This window comes from Streptomyces sp. NPDC000878, from assembly GCF_053599695.1.
Map to the genome: position 1 here is coordinate 92,206 of NZ_JBSFMT010000001.1, position 19,715 is coordinate 111,920.

Genomic DNA, 19,715 nt, shown 5'->3' on the forward strand with positions numbered 1-19,715 from the left:
TACCCGGGGGCGGTGCGGCGGAGGGGGCGTTTCCGCGGGCTGCGGCGAGTGTTCATGCGGTGTGCCCTTGGCCGTTTCGGTGGGTGGACAGATCCGGCGGGGCGACCGGCAGCGTGGCATCGTGGAGGGGGGTGGACGGACAAGGGTGCCCGGAAAGTGCCCTCGTGATCCGAATCGGCCGGAAAGGCGGGCGAGTTTACCCACTCCAGTGCACGAATATGCCTCTGGCGGTCAGAATTTCTTCCCCTAACAGGTTGAACTTTTGTTGATCGTGGGTCAGTTGACCGCCCGGGCGTCCTACCCTTCAAAGGGTGAACCAATTGATGTCCCGAGAGTCCGAGGCCGATCTCCCCGGGGAAGCCACGCTTCCCGGCACACTGCCGGAGGCGTTGCGCGCCGAACTCGTCGCGTTCCGGCGTGACTTGCACATGCACCCGGAGCTGGGCAACCAGGAGTTCCGCACCACCGCCGCGATCAAGGAACGGCTAGAGAAGGCCGGCCTCAAGCCGCGCGTGCTCTCCATCGGAACCGGCCTCATCTGTGACATCGGCGTCGACCCCGAAGAGTCGGACAGCGGAACCGTTCCGCCCGTGCTCGCGCTGCGCGCCGACATCGACGCCCTGCCCATCCCGGACACGAAGAGTGAGTGCGCGTACCGCTCCACCGTGCCCGACCGCGCCCACGCCTGCGGCCACGACATCCACACGACCGTCGTCCTCGGCGCCGGGCTCGTGCTCGCCGAACTGCACAAGCAGGGCCGGCTGCCGCGGCCGGTGCGACTGCTCTTCCAGCCCGCCGAGGAGGTGCTGCCCGGCGGTGCCACCGACGCCATCGAGTGCGGCGCCCTCGACGGGGTCGGGCGGATCATCGCCTTGCACTGCGACCCGAAGGTCGACGCCGGCCGCATCGGACTGCGCCACGGCCCCATCACCTCCGCCTGCGACCGCCTCGAGGTCTCCCTCGACGGCGCCGGCGGCCACACCGCGCGCCCCCACCTCACCACCGACCTCGTCACCGCCGCCGCCCGCGTCGTCACCGACGTGCCCGCGCTGGTCGCCCGGCGCGTCGACGCCCGCAGCGGGCTCGCCGTGACCTGGGGCCGGATCGAGTCGGGGCACGCCTGCAACGTGATCCCGCAGCACGCCGAGCTGTCCGGGACCGTCCGCTGCCTCGACCTCGACGCCTGGCACCAGGCGCCCGACCTCGTCCACGCGGCCATCGACGAGATCGCCAACCTGCACCGCGCCAAGTCCGAGATCAACTACGTGCGCGGGGTGCCGCCCGTCGTCAACGACCCGGTGATCACCGAGCTGTTGCGCGACGCGATGACCGCCCGGCGCGGCGCCCACTCCATCGAGGACACCGAACAGAGCCTCGGCGGCGAGGACTTCTCCTGGTACCTGGAGCAGGTGCCCGGCGCGATGGCCCGGCTCGGCGTGCGCAGGCCGGGGGAGCGCGGGGTGCGGGATCTGCACCAGGGCGACTTCGACGCCGACGAGTACGCGATCACGGTCGGCGTGGAGCTGTTCACGGCCGCCGCGCTGATCGACGGAGAGCGGTAGGAGTGCCGGGGGAGGGGGCGCTGGCGGGCACCCTGTGCGGTGCCCCTTCCCGTATCCCTTCCGTCCCGCTTCGTCCCTTTGTTTCATCCCGACGTAACCCTGCGTGGGCAAACGTAACCCCCCTCGGCACGAATCGATAACGGCCTTTCGAAACCCCGTTCCCCTCCCTTTCTACGCGCGTTACTGTGCGCCGCAATCGCTGCCGTAGGTGGCGTATTGGGTATGCGGGCCGGGGACGGTGCCGTGGGGATGAAGGGGTGCCTGCTGTGCGTCTTATTTCTCGGAGGACTCGGTTCTCACAAGCTGCGGTGACCGTCGCGGTCATCGCCCTCACGGCTGTCGGCTGCGGTGAGTCCAGCACCAGCTCGGGCACCTCCGACGACGAGTCCGGCAAGTACACCGGCAAGGGCATCGGCCTCGCCTACGACATCGGCGGCAAGGGCGACCAGTCCTTCAACGACGCCGCCTACGCCGGCTTCGAGAAGGCCGACACCGAGTTCAAGATCGGCGGCCGGGACATCGAGCCGCAGGACGGCGAGTCCGACGCGGACAAGGTCCAGCGCCTGACCCAGCTCGCCCAGGCCGGCTACAACCCGGTGATAGGCGTCGGCTTCATCTACGGGGCCGCCGTCAAGGAGGTCTCCGCCAAGTTCCCGGACACCACCTTCGGCATCATCGACGACGAGTCGGTCGCCGCGAAGAACGTCGCCGACATGGTCTTCCACGAGGAGCAGGCCTCCTACCTGGCCGGTGTCGCCGCCGCCAAGGTGACGAAGGTGGACCACATCGGCTTCATCGGCGGTGTGGACATCCCCCTCATCCACAAGTTCGAGGCGGGCTTCGTCCAGGGCGCCAAGTCCGTCAACCCCAGCATCAAGATCGAGTCGCAGTATCTGACCGAGACGCCCCAGGAGGGCGGCTTCTCCAGCCCTGACAAGGGCAAGGACGCGGCGAGCGGCCAGATCGAGTCCGGCGCCGACGTGATCTACGCCGCGGCCGGGCTGTCCGGTCAGGGTGTGATCTCCGAGGCCGCCGCCAAGAAGATCTGGGCGATCGGCGTCGACTCCGACCAGTACAGCCAGCAGGCGCTTGCCGAGTACAAGGACTACATCCTCGGCTCGGCCCTGAAGAACGTCGGCGGCGCGGTCTACGACCTGGCCAAGTCCGTGTACGAGGGCAAGCCGCTGTCCGGCGTCCAGCGCGCCGACCTCAAGACGGGCGGTGTCGGGTTCGCCGACTCCAACCCGAAGTACAAGGCGATGACCGACGTCGTGGCCGCGGTCGACAAGGCCAAGCAGGACATCATCGACGGCAAGGTCACCGTCAACACCAAGTGACACCGACGGGCCGATGAGCCGAGTCGGACAACAGACGGCGCCCCGGCCCACGAGACCGGGGCGCTGTCCGTCGTACAGAAGGAAACAGAAGGAAACGGAAGTCGAAGACGGCTCACGCCATCCAGAAGAAGACCGCCGTCATCCGCTTCTCCGCCAGCGTCGTCCCGCAGTAACCGGTCGCGCTGTGCACGAGGTTGGCGTTGTAGAGGAGCAGGCGGTTGTACTTGTGGGGGACCCGTACGTCCTCCTCGAAGGCGTCCGGTGCCACGAACCGTGTGCCCAGCGCCTCGACCAGGCTGTTGTGCGGGGCCTGGACCGTGTTGCCACCCAGTCGGCCGCCGGGCAGGGACTGGCGGAAGAAGCTGGTGCCGCAGTCCTTGGGGACGCCCGGGTTGAGGTAGAGCACGGCCGCGTACCGGCACAGCGACCGTGAGTCCGTGTGCGGGCGGGGCGTGCTCTCGCCCTCGCCGACCACCTGGACGCAGTTGTGGTTGAGGGTGCCGCCGCCGGGCGTCTGCTGCACCCACAGTTCCCGCGCACCGGTCGCCTGCCGGACCAGCCGCTCGATCCGCCCCAGCTCGGCGGGTTCCAGCCCCGGCATGGCCCGCAGCCCGGGCCAGCTCTCCGAGGTGTACGGGTGGCCCTCGGTCCAGTCGTCCTTGGCGAGACACCGCTCGCGTACGGCGTCCACGTCCGGCAGGACGTCGTCGAGGACCCAGTAGTCGCGGCCCTTGGTGGGCTTGCGGTACGGCAGCACGGGAAGGGCGGCGGGCGCCCTGGCGGGCGGGGGTGGCTGTGGGGGCATGGGCCAGAACGTAGGACGGGCTTGGTTTTGTCTGTGTCTGTACTCGGTCAACCTTCCGTCGGCTTTGGTCAACCTTCGGTCAGCGGACCGCCGTACGGCCGGCTCCTGACATGCCCGGCCAGGCATCCTTCATACGCCCGGCCGGGCATCCTTCCAGTACATACGCCCCTTGCCTCCCGCGAGGGGCGCGCTCCTGTCCGTAATGTGGGCTGCGACTGCGGCCACAGCTCGATAACGGACCGGACAGTTGGGGTTTTCCGTCTGGTCTACGCGCGTTACGCTGCGGCGGAACCAGCGCCTGGTATGGGCGCTTGCACAAAGGAGTCTCGTCCCATGCGCCGGCTGTCCCGAATCGCGGTTGCGGGTATCGCGTCCGCCACCCTCGCCGTCATCGCCACTGGCTGTGGCAGCTCGTCCTCTTCTTCCTCCTCCAGCAGCAGCGACAGTGAGGGCAAGGGCCTCGCCCTTGCCTACGACATCGGCGGCAAGGGCGACCAGTCCTTCAACGACGCCGCGACCGCCGGCATGGACAAGGCCGACGCGGAGTTCGGCTACAAGAGCACCGCCGTCGAGCCGCAGGACGGCGAGTCGGACGCGGACAAGGCCCAGCGTCTGGAGCAGCTCGCCAAGCAGGGCTACAACCCGGTCATCGGCGTCGGCTTCGCCTACGCGCCCGCCGTCAAGGAGGTCGCCGCCAAGTTCCCGAAGGTGACCTTCGGTGTCGTCGACGACGAGCAGATCAAGGCCGACAACGTCGCCGACATGGTCTTCACCGAGGAGCAGGGCTCCTACCTCGCCGGTGTCACGGCCGCCCTCACCACCAAGACGAACGTCGTCGGCTTCGTCGGCGGTGTGGACATCCCGCTGATCCACAAGTTCGAGGCGGGCTACAAGCAGGGCGTCGAGGACACCAAGAAGGGCATCACGGTCAAGTCGCAGTACCTGACCGAGACCGCGCAGGAGGGCGGCTTCTCCAGCCCCGACAAGGGCGAGAACGCGGCCGAGGGCATGATCGACGACAAGGCGGACGTCATCTACGCCGCCGCCGGTCTCTCCGGCCAGGGCGTCATCAAGGCCGCCGCCGCGAACAAGATCTGGGCGATCGGTGTCGACTCGGACCAGTACAAGCAGGACGCGCTGGCCAAGTACAAGGACTCCATCCTGACCTCGGCCATGAAGGACGTCGCCGGGGCCGTCTACAACCTGGCCAAGTCGGTCAAGGACGGCAAGCCGGAGACCGGCGTCGTGCGCGCCGACCTCGCCTCGGGCGGTGTCGGCCTGGCCGACTCCAACCCGGTCTTCAAGGACAACGCCGAACTCCAGGCCGCGCTGAAGAAGGCCGAGGACGGCATCAAGGACGGTTCGATCAAGGTCAAGACCTCCTGACGCCAGGGGACTTGAGCGTGGTCCACGAGGCGCTGTAATAACAGCGTTACGGCCATGGAACGGGGCGCGGAGAGGATGGCCAATCCGCGCCCCGTTCACGCGGCAGTATGCCGGGACTGGCAGAGTACGGATCGGTACGGATCAATCAGTAAATGATCAAGTCCGGTCGGGTCCGGGCACTATTTAAAGCAGGGGCGCTACGCGCGTAGAGAGGCCCCTTTCCAGAGGAGAGTGCGCCATCGACGCGTCCAGCAGCCCTCCGCTCGCCGCGCAATCGACTACCGCGGTCGAGCTGACGGGCATCACCAAGCGGTTCCCCGGTGTCGTCGCCAACCACGACATCCACCTCGTGGTGAAGAAGGGCACCGTGCATGCCCTCGTCGGCGAGAACGGGGCCGGCAAGTCCACCCTGATGAAGATCCTCTACGGCATGCAGAAGCCGGACGAGGGCACCATCGCGGTCGACGGTGAGCAGGTGGCCTTCTCGTCGCCGGCCGAAGCCATCGCACGCGGCATCGGCATGGTCCACCAGCACTTCATGCTCGCGGACAACCTCACCGTCCTGGAGAACGTGGTCCTGGGCAGCGAGAAGCTCCACGGCATCGGTGGCGGCGCCCGCCGGAAGATCAAGGAGATCTCCGACCGCTACGGGCTGAACGTCCGCCCGGACGCCCTCGTCGAGAACCTCGGCGTCGCCGACCGCCAGCGCGTCGAGATCCTCAAGGTCCTCTACCGCGGCGCCAGGACCCTCATCCTCGACGAGCCGACCGCCGTCCTCGTCCCGCAGGAGGTCGACGCCCTCTTCGAGAACCTGCGCGAACTCAAGTCCGAGGGCCTGGCCGTCATCTTCATCTCCCACAAGCTGGGCGAGGTCCTCTCGGTCGCCGACGAGATCACCGTCATCCGGCGCGGTACGACGGTCGGCACGGCCGTCCCCGCCGACACGACCCCGCGCCAGCTCGCCGAGCTGATGGTGGGCAGCGAGCTGCCGACGCCGGAGACCGCGGAGTCGACGGTGACGGACCGGCCGGTGATCGAGGTCCGCGACCTCACCGTCATCGACAAGGGCACCATCCAGCTGAGCAACCAGACGCCGGCCGGCATGCTGATGTCCGAGGTGGAGCGCGGCGCGGTGAAGCTCGCCGTGGACAACGTGTCCTTCACCATCCACGCGGGCGAGGTGCTCGGTATCGCCGGTGTCGAGGGCAACGGCCAGACGGAGCTGATCGAAGCCCTCATCGGCCTCAAGAGCGCCGACGTCGGCACCATCGCCCTCGAAGGCGACGAGATCACCCCCTGGCCCACCCGCAAGCGCCGCGAGCACGGCATCGGCTACATCCCCGAGGACCGCCACCGCCACGGCCTGCTCCTCGAAGCCCCGCTCTGGGAGAACCGCATCCTCGGCCATGTCACCGAGAAGCCCAACAGCAAGGGCAAGCGCGGCTTCTGGCTCGACCCGAAGGGCGCCCAGGAGGACACCCGCCGCATCGTCGAGGCGTACGACGTCCGCACACCCGGCATCGACGTCACCGCCGCCTCGCTGTCCGGCGGCAACCAGCAGAAGCTGATCGTCGGCCGCGAGATGACCCACAAGCCGCGCTTCCTGATCGCCGCCCACCCCACCCGGGGTGTGGACGTCGGCGCCCAGGCACAGATCTGGGACCAGATCCGCGAGGCCCGCCGCGAAGGACTGGCCGTACTGCTGATCTCCGCCGACCTGGACGAGCTGATCGGCCTGTCGGACACCCTGCGCGTCATCTACAACGGCAGGCTGGTCGCCGACGCCGACCCGGCCACCATCACGCCGGAAGAGCTGGGCTCGGCCATGACGGGTGCCGCGACCGGCCACCTGGAGCACGTCGAGTCCGGGGAGGACGAGGCCCGATGAAGAAGTTCGACAAGGAGCGGCTGCTCCTGGCGCTGGCCGGGCCGGTCATCGCGCTCGTCGCGGCGATCGCCCTGACCTCGGTGGTGCTGCTCGCCTCGGGCCGCAACCCGTTCGAGCCGTACTCCCTGATGCTGGAACAGGCGTCGTTCTCCGACGTCCAGGTCCTCATCGTCAACCAGGCGTCGATGTACTACATCGCCGCCCTCGCGGTCGCCCTCGGCTTCCGCATGAACCTGTTCAACATCGGCGTCGACGGCCAGTACCGCCTCGGCGCGATGATGGCCGCCGCCGTCGGCGCCAACGTGTCGCTGCCGTCCTTCCTCCAGATCCCCCTGCTCCTCCTGGTCGCCATGCTCACCGGCGCCTTCTGGGCCGGTATCGCGGGCATCCTGAAGGTCACCCGGGGTGTGAGCGAGGTCGTTGCGACGATCATGCTCAACGCGATCGCCACCAGCCTCATCGGCTGGCTGATGCTCTCCGACAACCTGGGCGTGCAGGTCGGCAACAACAACACGACCGGCGTGATCAAGGAGTCCGGCTGGTTCCCGGGCATCGACCTCGGCGCGGACGTCGGCGAGATCTACGGCCTGGTCTTCCTCGCCGTCCTCCTCGGCATCCTGTACTGGGCCGTCCTCAACCGCACCCGCTTCGGCTTCGACCTGCGCGCCACCGGCGAGTCCGAGTCGGCCGCCGCGGCCTCCGGTGTCGACGCCAAGCGCATGGTTCTCATCTCGATGCTGATCTCCGGCGGTGTGGCGGGCATGTCCGGCCTGCCGCTGCTGCTCGGCGAGGTCCACACCTACAGCCTGAGCTTCCCCGCGGGCCTCGGCTTCACCGCCATCGGCATCGCCCTCCTCGGCCGCAACAACCCCGGCGGCATCGCGTTCGCCGCGCTGCTGTGGGCCTTCCTCGACAAGGCGTCCCCCGCCCTCGACTACGCGACCCCGGTGGCGTACGAGAAGGAGATCGCCACCATCATGCAGGGCCTGATCGTCTTCGCGGTCGTCATCTCGTACGAGGCCGTACGTCAGTGGGGCCTGCGCCGCCAGCAGCGTCAGGTGGGCGCCGAACTGGCCGCAGCCGCCGCCGACAACAACACCACCCAGAAGGAGGTGGCGGCCCGATGAGCACCCAGACCATCGCCAAGCCGCAGGCGCAGCAGCCCGGCAAGGGCAAGCGCCGGATCTCGCTCCCGGTACTCCTGCTGATCATCGCGGGTGTGCTGGTCCTGACGTCGGTCGTCCGCCTGATCACCGGCGCCGACGGCATCACCTCCACCGGCCAGATGTCCACGGCCCTGAGGCTCGCCGTCCCGATCGGCCTCGCGGGCCTCGGCGGTCTGTGGTCCGAGCGCGCGGGCGTCGTCAACATCGGCCTCGAAGGCATGATGATCCTCGGCACCTGGTTCGGTGCCTGGGCCGGCTACCAGTGGGGCCCGTGGATCGGCATCCTCTTCGGCATCATCGGCGGTGCCCTCGGGGCCGTCCTGCACGCCATCGCGACGGTGACCTTCAACGTCAACCACATCGTCTCCGGTGTGGCCATCAACATCCTGGCTCTCGGCACCGCCCGCTATCTCTCGAAGTTCACCTTCGAGAACGCCGAGGGGGGCTCCTCCAAGCAGTCCCCGCCGATCGACTCCCTCGGCACCTTCGACATCCCAGGGTTGTCGAGCTGGCTGGACACGCTCAACCAGAAGCACTGGTTCCTGATCTCCGACATCGGCGGCCTCCTCGGCGGTCTGGTCACCGACCTCTCCCCGCTGACGGTCATCGCGGTGGCCCTCGTACCCGGCAGCTGGTGGATCCTGTGGCGTACCGCCTTCGGGCTGCGCCTGCGCTCCTGCGGCGAGAACCCGGTGGCCGCCGAGTCGCTCGGCGTCAACGTCTACAAGTACAAGTACCTGGCCGTGATCATCTCGGGCGGCTTCGCCGGTCTCGGCGGCGCCTTCCTGTCGATCGTCGCCTCGAACGTGTACCTCGACGGCCAGACGGCAGGCCGCGGCTACATCGGCCTCGCCGCGATGATCTTCGGCAACTGGATGCCGGGCGGACTCGCCCTCGGCGCGGGCCTGTTCGGCTACACCGACAGCCTCAACCTGCGCGGCGGCACGACCAACGTGCACGCGCTGATCCTGCTGCTCGCGATCCTGCTGGTGGTCGGCGCTGCCTACCTCGTGTGGAAGAAGCGGTACGTGCCCGCCGTGGTCACCGCGGTCATCTCGGCCCTGATGTTCTTCTGGTACGCCGACACGAACGAGGTCCCGCGTCAGCTGGTGACGGCGGCGCCGTACATCGTGACCCTGCTGGTGCTCTCCTTCTCGGCGCAACGCCTGCGCATGCCCAAGGCGGACGGCATGCCGTACCGCAGGGGGCAGGGCAAGTGAGCGCCGACCGGGTCGACTGGGAAAAGCTGCGGGCGGTGGCGCGGGACGCGATGTCCCGGGCGTACGCCCCCTACTCCGGCTATCCGGTCGGCGCCGCGGCCCTGGTCGACGACGGCCGCACGGTCTCGGGCTGCAACGTCGAGAACGCGTCGTACGGGATCGGGCTGTGCGCCGAGTGCGGCCTGGTCTCCGAGCTGCAGCTGACGGGCGGCGGCCGGCTGACGCACTTCACGTGCGTGGACGGCAAGGGCGACGTCCTCGTCCCCTGCGGTCGCTGCCGACAGCTGCTGTACGAGTTCGGGGGCGCGACCCTGCTCCTGGAGACCCCGGCGGGCATCCTGCCCCTCTCCGAGATGCTTCCCCAGGCCTTCGGCCCGGACCATCTCGCCAAGTAACTCCCGTACGGCCCCCCTGAGTTGGCGATCACTCGGTCTCAGGGGGGCCGCACAGTTTCGCAGAACGACCGGTTCTCAGAACTACTGGAACCACCGGAAGGAAGCCAAGCCATGGCCATGGACGTCATCTCCGTCATCCGCACCAAGCGGGACCGCGGCGAACTCAGTGACGAGCAGATCGACTGGGTCATCGACGCGTACACGCGCGGCGAGGTCGCCGACGAGCAGATGTCCGCGCTCGCCATGGCGATCCTCCTGAACGGCATGAACCGCCGTGAGATCGCCCGCTGGACGGCGGCGATGATCGCGTCCGGCGAGCGCATGAACTTCGACGCCCTGTCCCGCCCGACGGCCGACAAGCACTCGACGGGCGGCGTAGGCGACAAGATCACCCTGCCGCTGGCCCCCTTGGTGGCGGCCTGCGGGGCGGTCGTACCGCAGCTCTCGGGCCGAGGCCTCGGCCACACCGGCGGCACCCTGGACAAGCTGGAGTCGATCCCGGGCTGGCGCGCGCTGCTGTCGAACGAGGAGATGCTGCACGTCCTGGACACCACGGGCGCGGTGATCTGCGCGGCGGGCGACGGACTGGCCCCGGCCGACAAGAAGCTGTACGCGCTGCGGGACGTCACGGGCACGGTCGAGGCCATCCCGCTGATCGCCTCCTCGATCATGTCGAAGAAGATCGCGGAGGGCACCGGCTCCCTGGTCCTGGACGTGAAGGTCGGCACCGGCGCCTTCATGAAGACGATCGAGGACGCGCGGGAACTGGCGTCCACGATGGTGGGCCTGGGCACCGATCACGGCGTAAAGACGGTCGCCCTCCTCACCGACATGTCGACGCCGCTCGGCCTGACGGCGGGCAACGCGCTGGAGGTACGGGAGTCGGTCGAGGTCCTGGCGGGCGGCGGCCCGGCCGATGTGGTCGAACTGACCCTCGCCCTGGCCCGCGAGATGCTCGACGCGGCCGGTGTGAAGGACGCCGACCCGGCGAAGGCGCTGGCGGACGGTTCGGCGATGGACGTGTGGCGCCGGATGATCGCGGCCCAGGGCGGCGACCCGGACGCCGCGCTTCCGACCTCGAAGGAACAGCACGTCATCAAGGCCCCGGCCTCGGGCGTCCTGACCCGCCTGGACGCGTACGGCGTCGGCGTCGCCGCCTGGCGGCTGGGCGCGGGGCGGGCGCGAAAGGAGGACCCGGTGCAGGCGGGCGCGGGCGTCGAGCTGCACGCCAAGCCGGGGGACACGGTCACGGCGGGCCAGCCCCTGCTGACCCTCCACACGGACACCCCGGAGCGCTTCGAGTACGCCCTCCAGGCGGTCGAGGGTGCGTACGACATCGGGGCGGCGGGGTCGGACTTCGCGGGGGCGCCGGTGGTGCTGGAGCGGATCGCCTGAGCCGGTAGGCAGGTGCTGAGGTGCGCCCGGGTGGGGGAGTCCCCGTCCGGGCGCATTTTTTTGTGGTCAGCCGGTCAGCCGGTCAGCCCAGCAGGGCGGCCACGACCACCAGCACCGGTACGGCGAGGATCGTCGACAGCAGGATCGACTCGCGGGCCAGGGTCTCCGCCACGCGGTAGCGGCCCGCGTACGTGAACAGGTTCTGGGCGGCGGGCAGCGCCGAGGTCACCACCACGTCGAGCAGGGGCGCGCCGTGCAGGCCGAAGACCCCCGCGCCCAGCGCCCAGGCGACCGACGGCTGCCCCACCGACTTCAGCGCGACCGACAGCAGTACGGGAGTCCGCTCCGAGCCGCGCAACGGCAGGGTGCTGCCGCACAGTGAGATACCGAACGCCATCAGCACCGCCGGGACCGACATGTTGCCGATCAGCGTCAGCGGGTCCATGACCGGCGCGGGGACGCTGAGCCCCGTCGCCGCCACCAGCACCCCGGCGAGCGTGGCGACGGCGATGGGGTTGCGTATCGGCGTGATCAACTGCCGCCAGAGCGGGCCCTTCTCACCGGTGCTCGTCAGATCGAGGACGGTCAGCGCGACCGGCGTGACGACGATCAGCTGGAACAGCAGCACCGGCGCGACGAGCGAGGCGTCCCCCAGCACGTACACGGCGATCGGGATACCGAGGTTGCCGGAGTTGACGTAGCTGGAGCAGAGGGCGCCGATCGTCGTACGTCCGGCGCCCCAGCGGCGTACGACACCCACCACGATGAAGACACTCGCCGCCGCGAGCGTGCTCAGCGCGGTGATCAGGAGCCGGCTGGAGAAGATCACCGACAGGTCGGCCCGGGCGAGCATGGTGAACAGCAGGGCCGGGGTCGCCACGTGGAAGGCGAGCTTGGTCAGGACCTCGCGTCCGTTGTCCCCGAGGTAGCCGCGCAGCCCGATCACATAACCGACGCCGATGACCACGGCGATCACCGCGAACCCGGTCAGCACCCCCTGCACGGAGCCTCCTTCGCCGGCTGGGCGGGCTGGTCGGGCTTCGCCGGGAGGAGGCCGTGGGGTATCGCGGGCGGGGCCGGTTCATGGGGCATACACGCAACTCTCCGGGGGAGGAGGGGAGCGAGTCAAAGCGATCTCAACGGGTGGGCGAGACGCAGAGGTGGAGAGGAGCCGGGGTGGTGGCGATGAGTTACGGGTGCCCGTCCGGTCTACCGATCGTGGACGCCATGACACCCGCTGTACTCGTGCTGACCGGCCCCGTCACCAGGGATGAGGTGCCGGGGCTGTGCGAGGACGTGCGGGCGCTGCTGGGGGCCGGCGGGAGCGGGGTGCTGGTGTGCGATGTGGCGGGGCTGGGCCCACCGGGCCTGGACGCGGTGGAACTGCTGGCCCGGCTCCAGCTCACGGCCCGCCGGTCCGGAGGCGGGATCCGCCTCCGGGACCCGACCCCCGCGCTACTGGCCTTCCTGGACCTGGTCGGTCTCCCCTTCGACGTCGAGGGGGAAGTGGAGAGGGAGACCGAAGAGCGGGAACCAGCGCTTTGTGTCGAGGAAGCAGTGGAACCCGGTGATCCGGCCGTCTGAGATCTCCAGCACCTGGACCGCCCAGGGGGAGAAGCCGCCCGTCTCCTCGTCCGGCTTGTACTGGGCGAAGCCCGGCAGGCCGTTGACGGAGACCGGCACGAGGTGTGAGCCCGCGCAGGCGGCGCCGAGTGTCGTCATGAAGCCGGTGATGTCCGCCGGCCCGGTCAGCCACAGGTCGAACGGCGGCATCGTCATGATGGCGTCCTCGTGCAGCAGCGCGGTGAGCGCCGTCATGTCGTACCCCTCGAACGCGGCGACGTAGCGATCGAGCAGCTTCTGCTGCTCCTCGTCGAGCGGGTCGGAGACGGCGGCGTCGGCGCCGCCGTGGTCGCGTTCGGCGAGGGTGGCCCGGGCCCGCTGGAGGGCACTGTTGACGGACGCGACCGAGGTGTCGAGCAGCTCGGCGACCTCGCTGGCCTTCCAGGCCAGCACCTCGCGGAGGATCAGCACGGCCCGTTGTTTCGCGGGGAGTTGCTGCAGGGCGGCCATGAAGGCGAGCCGGACGGACTCCTTCGCCACGGCCGCCTCCGCCGGGTCCTCGACGGTGGGCAGCACGCGGGCGTCCGGCATCGGCTCCAGCCAGGTGTTGTCCGGGCGGGGGGACAGGGCGGCCTGGGCGAGGGGGGTGGAGTCGGTGAGGTCCATGGGGCGGGCGCGCTTGTTGCCGGCGGTGAGCATGTCCAAGCAGACATTCGTAGCGATGCGATACAGCCAGGAACGCAGACTGGACCGCCCCTCGAACTTCTCGTAGCTCCGCCAGGCGCGGACCATGGTGTCCTGCACGGCGTCCTCGGCCTCGAAGGAGGAGCCGAGCATGCGGTAGCAGTACCCGGTCAGCTCGACGCGGTGCCGTTCGAGTCGCAGGTCCAGGTCTGTCGTCGCAGTAGCAGTGCCGTCACCCATCGCCAACCCACCCCATGGCTGTCTTCGTCGCCCCATCGCGACCCAACACGATGAAAGCTAGCGCAGCCCACTGACAACGGCGCGTGGTGCGAGAGAAGGCGCAGGTGAGAAGGGTTTCGCCCCCGCTGCCCCTACCGGTCCCATCCTCGGGGGCTGCGCCCCCGAACCCCCGCTACGGCCCTGAACGGGCCTTGTCCTCAAACGCCGGACGGGCTGAATACCCAGCCCGTCCGGCGTTTGAGGACGAGCGCGTTTTAGCGCGACAAGGGGGGTCTGGGGGCGGCAGCCCCCAGGGATGGGACGGGTAAGGGCGGCGGGGGCGAGAATCCTCACTGGCTCTTCCCGGAGGGACCCGTCAGGTCGATCAGCCTGCACACCGTCTCGATGTCGATCTTCACCTGGGCGATCGACGCCCGCCCCGACAGCCACGTGATCAGCGCCGAGTGCCAGGTGTGCTCGATGACGCGAACCGCCGACAGCTGCTCGGGGGTCGGGTGACCGGAGCCCGGCTCGCCCAGGCCCATCGAGTCCAGGATGATCGCCGTCGTCTGACGCGAGACATGGTCGACCTCCGGGGAGACACTCCGGTCCGCGAACGTCAGCGCCCGCACCATCGCGTCCGCCAGGTGCGGCTCACGCTGGAGTGCGCGGAACGCACGCATCAGCGTCTCCGCCACCCGCTCCGCCGCCGTCTCACCCGTCGGCGGCTTCTTCCGCAGCGTCCCGTGCATATGCTCCAACTGGTCCTGCATCGTGGCGACCAGCAGATGCACCTTGGACGGGAAGTACCGGTACAGCGTGCCGAGCGCGACCTGCGAGGACTCCGCGACCTCCCGCATCTGCACCGCGTCGAACCCGCCCCGCGCGGCCAACTGCGCGCTCGCGTGCAGGATCCGGCGCCTGCGGGCCTCCTGCCGCTCGGTGAGCGGAGCGGAGGGCGGCGGCGAACTCGGTCGCGCCGTACGTGCTTCCACCTTCGCGTCGGCAGGCATGGGTCCCGTTCCGTGACAGTCGGTGATCGCGCGGCGATCGGGCAGTCATGTAGCAGCAAACAGTCAGCGGTGAGTCAGTGATCAGTCAGCGGTCAGTCAGCATCGCACGCCGCGTCGTGCGTCCGCCGTGGCGCGAATCACCTGATCCACCGCTCACAGCCGAGGTGCCTGCCGGTAGATTCGGAGCCTCCTGAACGATCAAGTCTGAAACTTGTTCTAGATTAGCGTCCCGACGTAGTCTCGCGGGAAAACGCGGGCAGAAGGGGGCCGGGAGTGACCGCTGAGGCCAGCGAGGCGGGCCCTCTGGGGGATCCTGCCGCGGACGGCGAGCGACCGCTCAACATCGCGCTTCTGACGTATAAGGGGAACCCGTTCTGCGGCGGCCAGGGCGTCTACGTACGCCACCTGTCGCGCGAACTAGCCCGCCTCGGCCACCGAGTCGAGGTCATCGGCTCCCAGCCGTACCCCGTACTGGACGTGCTGGACGGACTGGGCGGACTGGAAGCACCCGACGGGAAGGGCGACGCGGGCCTCACCGCCCCCGTCCTCACCGAACTCCCCAGCCTCGACCTCTACCGCCACCCCGACCCCTTCCGCACCCCGGCCCGGGACGAGTACCGCGACTGGATCGACGCCCTCGAAGTCGGCACGATGTGGACCGGCGGCTTCCCCGAGCCGCTCACCTTCTCCCTCCGCGCCCGCCGCCAACTCCGTGCCCGGCGCGGTGAGTTCGACGTCGTGCACGACAACCAGACGCTCGGGTACGGGCTGTTGGGCGACATCGGCGCCCCGCTCGTCACCACGATCCACCACCCCATCACCGTGGACCGCCAGTTGGAGCTGGACGCGGCCGACGGCATCCGCCGCCGGATGTCCGTACGCCGCTGGTACGGCTTCACGCGCATGCAGAAGCGAGTCGCGCGCCGCCTGCCCTCCGTGCTCACCGTCTCGGGTACGTCGCGGCAGGAGATCGTCGACCATCTCGGCGTACGGGACGAGCGCATCCACGTCGTGCACATCGGCGCCGACACCGACCTCTTCTCACCCGACCCGGCGGTACGCCAGGTACCGGGCCGCATCGTGACCACGTCCAGCGCGGACGTTCCCCTCAAGGGGCTGGTGTTCCTCGTCGAGGCGCTGGCGAAGGTACGTACGGAACACCCCGCCGCCCACCTCGTGGTCGTCGGCAAGCGCGCCGAGGACGGACCCGTCGCCCAGGTCATCGAGCGGTACGGCCTCGAAGGCGCCGTCGAGTTCGTCAAGGGCATCTCGGACGCGGAACTCGTCGACCTGGTGCGCTCGGCGGAGATCGCCTGCGTACCGTCCCTGTACGAGGGCTTCTCGCTCCCGGCGGCAGAGGCGATGGCCACCGGCACACCCCTGGTCGCCACCACCGGCGGAGCGATCCCGGAGGTGTCAGGCCCCGACGGCGAGACCTGCCTCTCCGTACCCCCCGGCGACCCCGGAGCCCTGGCCACTGCCCTGGCCACCCTCCTCGCCGACCCGGAACTGCGCGCGCGCCTCGGCCGGGCGGGCCGTGAGCGCGTACTGACCCGCTTCACCTGGGCCCGAGCGGCACAGGGCACGGCAGCCCACTACCGCGAGGCAATGGCCCGCTCCGCGGCCCAGAACCCCCCTCCGGGCCGCTCCGCGCCCAAGCCCCCCAGCCGCTCCGCGGCGCCCCCCACCGTGACCCCCGACCGCGAAAGCAGGACCCCGTGCTGACCGTCGACTTCACCCGGTTCCCGCTGGCCCCGGGCGACCGCGTCCTGGACCTCGGCTGCGGAGCAGGCCGGCACGCGTTCGAGTGCTACCGGCGTGGCGCCCAGGTCGTGGCGCTCGACCAGAACAGTGACGAGATCCGCGAGGTCGCCAAGTGGTTCGCGGCGATGCAGGAGGCGGGCGAGGCGCCCGCCGGGGCCACCGCGACGGCCATGGAGGGCGACGCCCTGGCCCTGCCGTTCCCCGACGAGTCCTTCGACGTCGTGATCATCTCCGAGGTCATGGAACACATCCCGGACGACAAGGGCGTACTCGCGGAGATGGTCCGGGTGCTGAAGCCCGGCGGCCGGATCGCGATCACCGTGCCGCGCTACGGACCCGAGAAGGTCTGCTGGTCCCTCTCCGACGCCTATCACGAGGTCGAGGGCGGCCACATCCGGATCTACAAGGCGGACGAACTGCTCGCGAAGATCAGGGAAGCCGGGCTGAAGCCGTACGGCACCCACCACGCCCACGCGCTGCACTCCCCGTACTGGTGGCTGAAGTGCGCGTTCGGCGTCGACAACGACACGGCGCTGCCGGTGCGCGCGTACCACAAGCTGCTGGTCTGGGACATCATGAAGAAACCCCTCGCGACCCGGGTCGCCGAGCAGGCGCTGAACCCGCTGATCGGTAAGAGCTTCGTGGCGTACGCGACCAAGCCGCACCTCCCCCTCGTGGAAGCCAAGTGACGACCCCCCGGACAGAACACCTCGTCCTGCCCGGGGTCCTCACCGCCGAGGAGGCCGCCCTCACCGTCCGCGGGATCCTCGCGGAGCAGCGGGAGGACGGGGCCATCCCGTGGTTCCGGGGGCACCATCTCGACCCGTGGGACCACACCGAGGCCGCGATGGCTCTGGACGCGGCCGGCGAGCACGAGGCCGCCGAGCGGGCCTACTTGTGGCTGGCCGCCCACCAGACCGAGGACGGCTCCTGGTACGCGGCGTACGCCGACGGGGACGCGGACGCCGTCACCGACCGGGGCCGGGAGACCAACTTCGTCGCCTACATAGCGGTCGGCGTCTGGCACCACTACCTGGCCACCGGCGACGACATCTTCCTGGACCGGATGTGGCCGACGGTCTTCGCCGCCGTCGAGTTCGTGCTCCAGCTCCAGCAGCCCGGCGGTGAGATCGGGTGGAAGCGCGAGGACGACGGCACCGACCTCAAGGACGCGCTGCTGACCGGGAGTTCGTCGATCCACCACGCGCTGCGCTGTGCGCTAGCCATCGCCGAGGAACGTGAAGAGCCGCAGCCCGACTGGGAGTTGGCGGTGGGCGCGCTGCGGCACGCGATCCGCCGGCACCCGGAGCGGTTCCTCGACAAGGACCGCTACTCGATGGACTGGTACTACCCGGTCCTGGGCGGTGCGTTGACGGCTACGGAGGCCAAGTCCCGTGTCGAGGAGGGCTGGGAGCGCTTCGTCGTCCCCGGACTCGGGGTGCGCTGCGTCGTGCCCAATCCGTGGGTGACGGGCGGCGAGTCGGCCGAACTCGCCCTGGCGCTCTGGGCGGTGGGCGAGTCCGACCGGGCCCTGGAGATCCTCCAGTCGATCCAGCATCTGCGGGACACGGACAGCGGCCTGTACTGGACGGGGTACGTGTTCGACGCGGAGGCGGTCTGGCCGCGTGAACTCACCACGTGGACGGCGGGGTCACTGCTGCTCGCGGTCGCGGCACTCGGCGGGCACGAGGCGACGTGTGCGGTGTTCGGCGGTCAGTTGCTGCCGACGGGGCTGGACCCCGACTGCTGCACCTGACCGCCCGGCGGGACGTCGAGTTTTTCGCGTGCGGGTGCGTCGTGGCTGGTCGCGCCCACGCGGCGGAGCCGCATATCGGCACAGCCCCGCGCCCCTTTGGGGGCGCGGCTGATCACTTAGCGGCGGCCGACCCTGCTGAGGGCGTGGCCCACGAACAGGTAGACGACGGCTGCCAGTCCGTACCCGGCTACGACCCGCGCCCACTGCTCGTCGAACGTGAACAGGTCGTACGACCAGCCCGCCAGCCAGGTGGCCGCGTCGTGGACGAACTCCACGAAGTCGTTCGCGCGGTCCGCGTCCAGCAGGTAGAACAGGATCCAGAGCCCGAGGATGAGGGCCATGATGTCAGCGGCGACGGCGAAGACGGCGCCGGCCCGGTTCGACTTGCGGCGAGTGTCAGGGGACATGTTCTTCGAGTGCCCTCGAATCCAGGATGAAACCAGGGCGCCGGGAGGAAGAACGCAGCCTACGAGTTGAGGTCGGCGAGGACGCGCAGGGTGTGCGGGTCGGGGGAGAGGACGAGCAGGTCGGTCACCGGCCCCTTGCGCCACAACTCCAGCCGCTCCGCGATGCGTTCACGCGGCCCGACGAGCGAGATCTCGTCGGCGAAGGCGTCCGGCACGGCCAGTACGGCCTCCTGCCGCCGCCCGGCGAGGAAGAGTTCCTGGATCCGCCGGGCCTCCTCCTCGTACCCCATGCGGGCCATCAGGTCGGCGTGGAAGTTGCGGGCCGCGTGCCCCATCCCGCCGATGTAGAACCCGAGCATCGTCTTGACGGGCAGCAGCCCTTCGGAGACGTCGGAGCAGACGCGGGCCTGGGCCATGGGCGCGACGAGGAAGCTGTCGGCGGCACCGACGAGCGAGGCCTCGTACAGCTCGGTCCGCAGCGGGGACCAGTACAGGGGCAGCCAGCCGTCGGCGATACGGACCGTCTGCGCGATGTTCTTGGGCCCCTCCGCGCCGAGCAGCACAGGGAGTTCGGCGCGCAGCGGGTGGGTGATGGACTTGAGGGCCTTGCCGATACCGGCCCCGTCCGGCCCGTCGTAGGGCAGGGAGTGGAAGCGCCCTGACACCTCAACGGGTGCCTCGCGCCTGAGGACTTGGCGTACGACATCCACGTACTCCCGGGTCGCGGTGAGCGGCGACTTCGGGAACGGGCGCCCGTACCAGCCCTCGACGACCTGCGGGCCGGAGAGCCCGAGCCCGAGGAGGACGCGTCCGCCGGAGAGGTGGTCGAGGGTGAGGGCGTGCATGGCGGTGGTCGTCGGCGAGCGGGCCGCCATCTGCGCAACCGCCGTACCCAGCTTGATCCTTGACGTCTGCGCCGCGATCCAGGTCAGCGGGGTGAACGCGTCCGAGCCCCAGGACTCGGCCGTCCACACGGAGTCGTAGCCGAGCCGTTCGGCCTCCTGGGCGAGCGGAACGTGGTCCGGGGAGGGGCCGCGCCCCCAGTAGCCGAGCGCGAGACCGAGCCGCATGCCTGCCTCCTGACGGTACGTCAGACAAGAGAATGCCGGCGGCGACTGTACGGCAACGGCCCCTCACCCGGAAGGGCAAGGGGCC

General features: G+C 69.6%; 17 protein-coding genes and 1 pseudogene. 12 read left to right on the forward strand and 6 right to left on the reverse strand.

All coding sequences use genetic code 11. The features are described from left to right. Positions 1-323 precede the first annotated feature (323 nt). Positions 324-1,562: a M20 family metallopeptidase gene (locus tag ACWDR4_RS00410; RefSeq protein WP_450401974.1), complete on the forward strand. Its 1,239-nt coding sequence runs from the start codon at positions 324-326 to the stop codon at positions 1,560-1,562. A 308-nt stretch (positions 1,563-1,870) separates the two neighbouring features. Beyond that, positions 1,871-2,899 (forward strand): BMP family lipoprotein, encoded by a 1,029-nt coding sequence (locus ACWDR4_RS00415; protein WP_450401977.1) that lies wholly within the window; start codon positions 1,871-1,873, stop codon positions 2,897-2,899. Between the two features lie 112 nt (positions 2,900-3,011). On the opposite strand, the gene ACWDR4_RS00420 is transcribed toward ACWDR4_RS00415, so the two are convergent. After that, on the reverse strand, positions 3,012-3,704 hold the full coding sequence (locus ACWDR4_RS00420; RefSeq protein ID WP_450401980.1) for a DUF6445 family protein: 693 nt from the start codon (positions 3,702-3,704) through the stop codon (positions 3,012-3,014). 333 nt (positions 3,705-4,037) lie between these two features. On the opposite strand from ACWDR4_RS00420, the gene ACWDR4_RS00425 reads away from it, so the two are divergent. From ACWDR4_RS00425 to ACWDR4_RS00450, 6 genes are all read left to right on the forward strand, one after another. Continuing rightward, the gene (locus ACWDR4_RS00425; RefSeq protein ID WP_450401983.1) at positions 4,038-5,090 is read left to right on the forward strand and encodes a BMP family lipoprotein; all 1,053 of its coding nucleotides are present in this window, start codon (positions 4,038-4,040) and stop codon (positions 5,088-5,090) included. A 238-nt stretch (positions 5,091-5,328) separates the two neighbouring features. Next, entirely contained in the window at positions 5,329-6,978 is a 1,650-nt protein-coding gene (locus ACWDR4_RS00430; protein WP_450402500.1) for an ABC transporter ATP-binding protein, read from the forward strand. Next, positions 6,975-8,105: an ABC transporter permease gene (locus ACWDR4_RS00435; protein WP_450401986.1), complete on the forward strand. Its 1,131-nt coding sequence runs from the start codon at positions 6,975-6,977 to the stop codon at positions 8,103-8,105. Before ACWDR4_RS00430 ends, ACWDR4_RS00435 begins: the two co-directional genes overlap by 4 nt. Then, entirely contained in the window at positions 8,102-9,364 is a 1,263-nt protein-coding gene (locus ACWDR4_RS00440) for an ABC transporter permease (RefSeq protein WP_450401988.1), read from the forward strand. The genes ACWDR4_RS00435 and ACWDR4_RS00440 overlap by 4 nt, the downstream gene beginning before the upstream one ends. Next, positions 9,361-9,759 (forward strand): cytidine deaminase, encoded by a 399-nt coding sequence (locus ACWDR4_RS00445; RefSeq protein WP_450401991.1) that lies wholly within the window; start codon positions 9,361-9,363, stop codon positions 9,757-9,759. Before ACWDR4_RS00440 ends, ACWDR4_RS00445 begins: the two co-directional genes overlap by 4 nt. A 111-nt stretch (positions 9,760-9,870) precedes the next feature. Continuing rightward, entirely contained in the window at positions 9,871-11,154 is a 1,284-nt protein-coding gene (locus ACWDR4_RS00450) for a thymidine phosphorylase (RefSeq protein WP_450401994.1), read from the forward strand. 82 nt (positions 11,155-11,236) lie between these two features. Here ACWDR4_RS00450 and ACWDR4_RS00455 read toward each other — a convergent pair whose 3' ends face one another. After that, a complete protein-coding gene (locus ACWDR4_RS00455) occupies positions 11,237-12,157 on the reverse strand; it encodes an AEC family transporter (RefSeq protein WP_450401996.1) in 921 nt (306 codons plus the stop codon). Positions 12,158-12,381: 224 nt separating this feature from the next. Here ACWDR4_RS00455 and ACWDR4_RS00460 point away from each other — a divergent pair. Next, a pseudogene (locus ACWDR4_RS00460) lies at positions 12,382-12,579 on the forward strand (STAS domain-containing protein); the annotation flags it as partial. A 30-nt stretch (positions 12,580-12,609) separates the two neighbouring features. On the opposite strand, the gene ACWDR4_RS00465 reads toward ACWDR4_RS00460, so the two are convergent. Continuing rightward, positions 12,610-13,641: a sigma-70 family RNA polymerase sigma factor gene (locus tag ACWDR4_RS00465; protein WP_450401999.1), complete on the reverse strand. Its 1,032-nt coding sequence runs from the start codon at positions 13,639-13,641 to the stop codon at positions 12,610-12,612. A gap of 329 nt (positions 13,642-13,970) precedes the next feature. Further along, complete coding sequence (locus ACWDR4_RS00470) at positions 13,971-14,633, reverse strand: TetR family transcriptional regulator (protein ID WP_450402001.1); 663 nt, start codon at positions 14,631-14,633, stop codon at positions 13,971-13,973. A 273-nt stretch (positions 14,634-14,906) separates the two neighbouring features. Here ACWDR4_RS00470 and ACWDR4_RS00475 point away from each other — a divergent pair, with 273 nt between their 5' ends. From ACWDR4_RS00475 to ACWDR4_RS00485, 3 genes are read left to right on the forward strand one after another with little or no spacing between them, the layout of a single operon-like run. Next, complete coding sequence (locus ACWDR4_RS00475) at positions 14,907-16,358, forward strand: glycosyltransferase family 4 protein (RefSeq protein ID WP_450402004.1); 1,452 nt, start codon at positions 14,907-14,909, stop codon at positions 16,356-16,358. Continuing rightward, a complete protein-coding gene (locus tag ACWDR4_RS00480) occupies positions 16,352-17,086 on the forward strand; it encodes a class I SAM-dependent methyltransferase (RefSeq protein WP_450402007.1) in 735 nt (244 codons plus the stop codon). Before ACWDR4_RS00475 ends, ACWDR4_RS00480 begins: the two co-directional genes overlap by 7 nt. Continuing rightward, entirely contained in the window at positions 17,083-18,153 is a 1,071-nt protein-coding gene (locus ACWDR4_RS00485) for a prenyltransferase (RefSeq protein WP_450402010.1), read from the forward strand. The genes ACWDR4_RS00480 and ACWDR4_RS00485 overlap by 4 nt, the downstream gene beginning before the upstream one ends. A gap of 116 nt (positions 18,154-18,269) precedes the next feature. On the opposite strand, the gene ACWDR4_RS00490 is transcribed toward ACWDR4_RS00485, so the two are convergent. Beyond that, entirely contained in the window at positions 18,270-18,560 is a 291-nt protein-coding gene (locus tag ACWDR4_RS00490) for a hypothetical protein (RefSeq protein ID WP_450402013.1), read from the reverse strand. Between the two features lie 59 nt (positions 18,561-18,619). Then, positions 18,620-19,630 carry an LLM class F420-dependent oxidoreductase gene (locus ACWDR4_RS00495; RefSeq protein WP_450402015.1) on the reverse strand — a complete coding sequence of 337 codons (1,011 nt, stop codon included), beginning with the start codon at positions 19,628-19,630 and terminating at the stop codon, positions 18,620-18,622. Between the last annotated feature and the right edge of the window lie 85 nt (positions 19,631-19,715).

Bases quoted from the DNA above. Each gene is read 5' to 3' on its own strand.
- ACWDR4_RS00410 (WP_450401974.1), top strand. From the start codon at position 324: ATGTCCCGAGAGTCCGAGGCCGATCTCCCCGGGGAAGCCACGCTTCCC.
- ACWDR4_RS00420 (WP_450401980.1), bottom strand. From the start codon at position 3,704: ATGCCCCCACAGCCACCCCCGCCCGCCAGGGCGCCCGCCGCCCTTCCC.
- ACWDR4_RS00425 (WP_450401983.1), top strand. From the start codon at position 4,038: ATGCGCCGGCTGTCCCGAATCGCGGTTGCGGGTATCGCGTCCGCCACC.
- ACWDR4_RS00435 (WP_450401986.1), top strand. From the start codon at position 6,975: ATGAAGAAGTTCGACAAGGAGCGGCTGCTCCTGGCGCTGGCCGGGCCG.
- ACWDR4_RS00440 (WP_450401988.1), top strand. From the start codon at position 8,102: ATGAGCACCCAGACCATCGCCAAGCCGCAGGCGCAGCAGCCCGGCAAG.
- ACWDR4_RS00450 (WP_450401994.1), top strand. From the start codon at position 9,871: ATGGCCATGGACGTCATCTCCGTCATCCGCACCAAGCGGGACCGCGGC.
- ACWDR4_RS00465 (WP_450401999.1), bottom strand. From the start codon at position 13,641: ATGGGTGACGGCACTGCTACTGCGACGACAGACCTGGACCTGCGACTC.
- ACWDR4_RS00470 (WP_450402001.1), bottom strand. From the start codon at position 14,633: ATGCCTGCCGACGCGAAGGTGGAAGCACGTACGGCGCGACCGAGTTCG.
- ACWDR4_RS00490 (WP_450402013.1), bottom strand. From the start codon at position 18,560: ATGTCCCCTGACACTCGCCGCAAGTCGAACCGGGCCGGCGCCGTCTTC.
- ACWDR4_RS00495 (WP_450402015.1), bottom strand. From the start codon at position 19,630: ATGCGGCTCGGTCTCGCGCTCGGCTACTGGGGGCGCGGCCCCTCCCCG.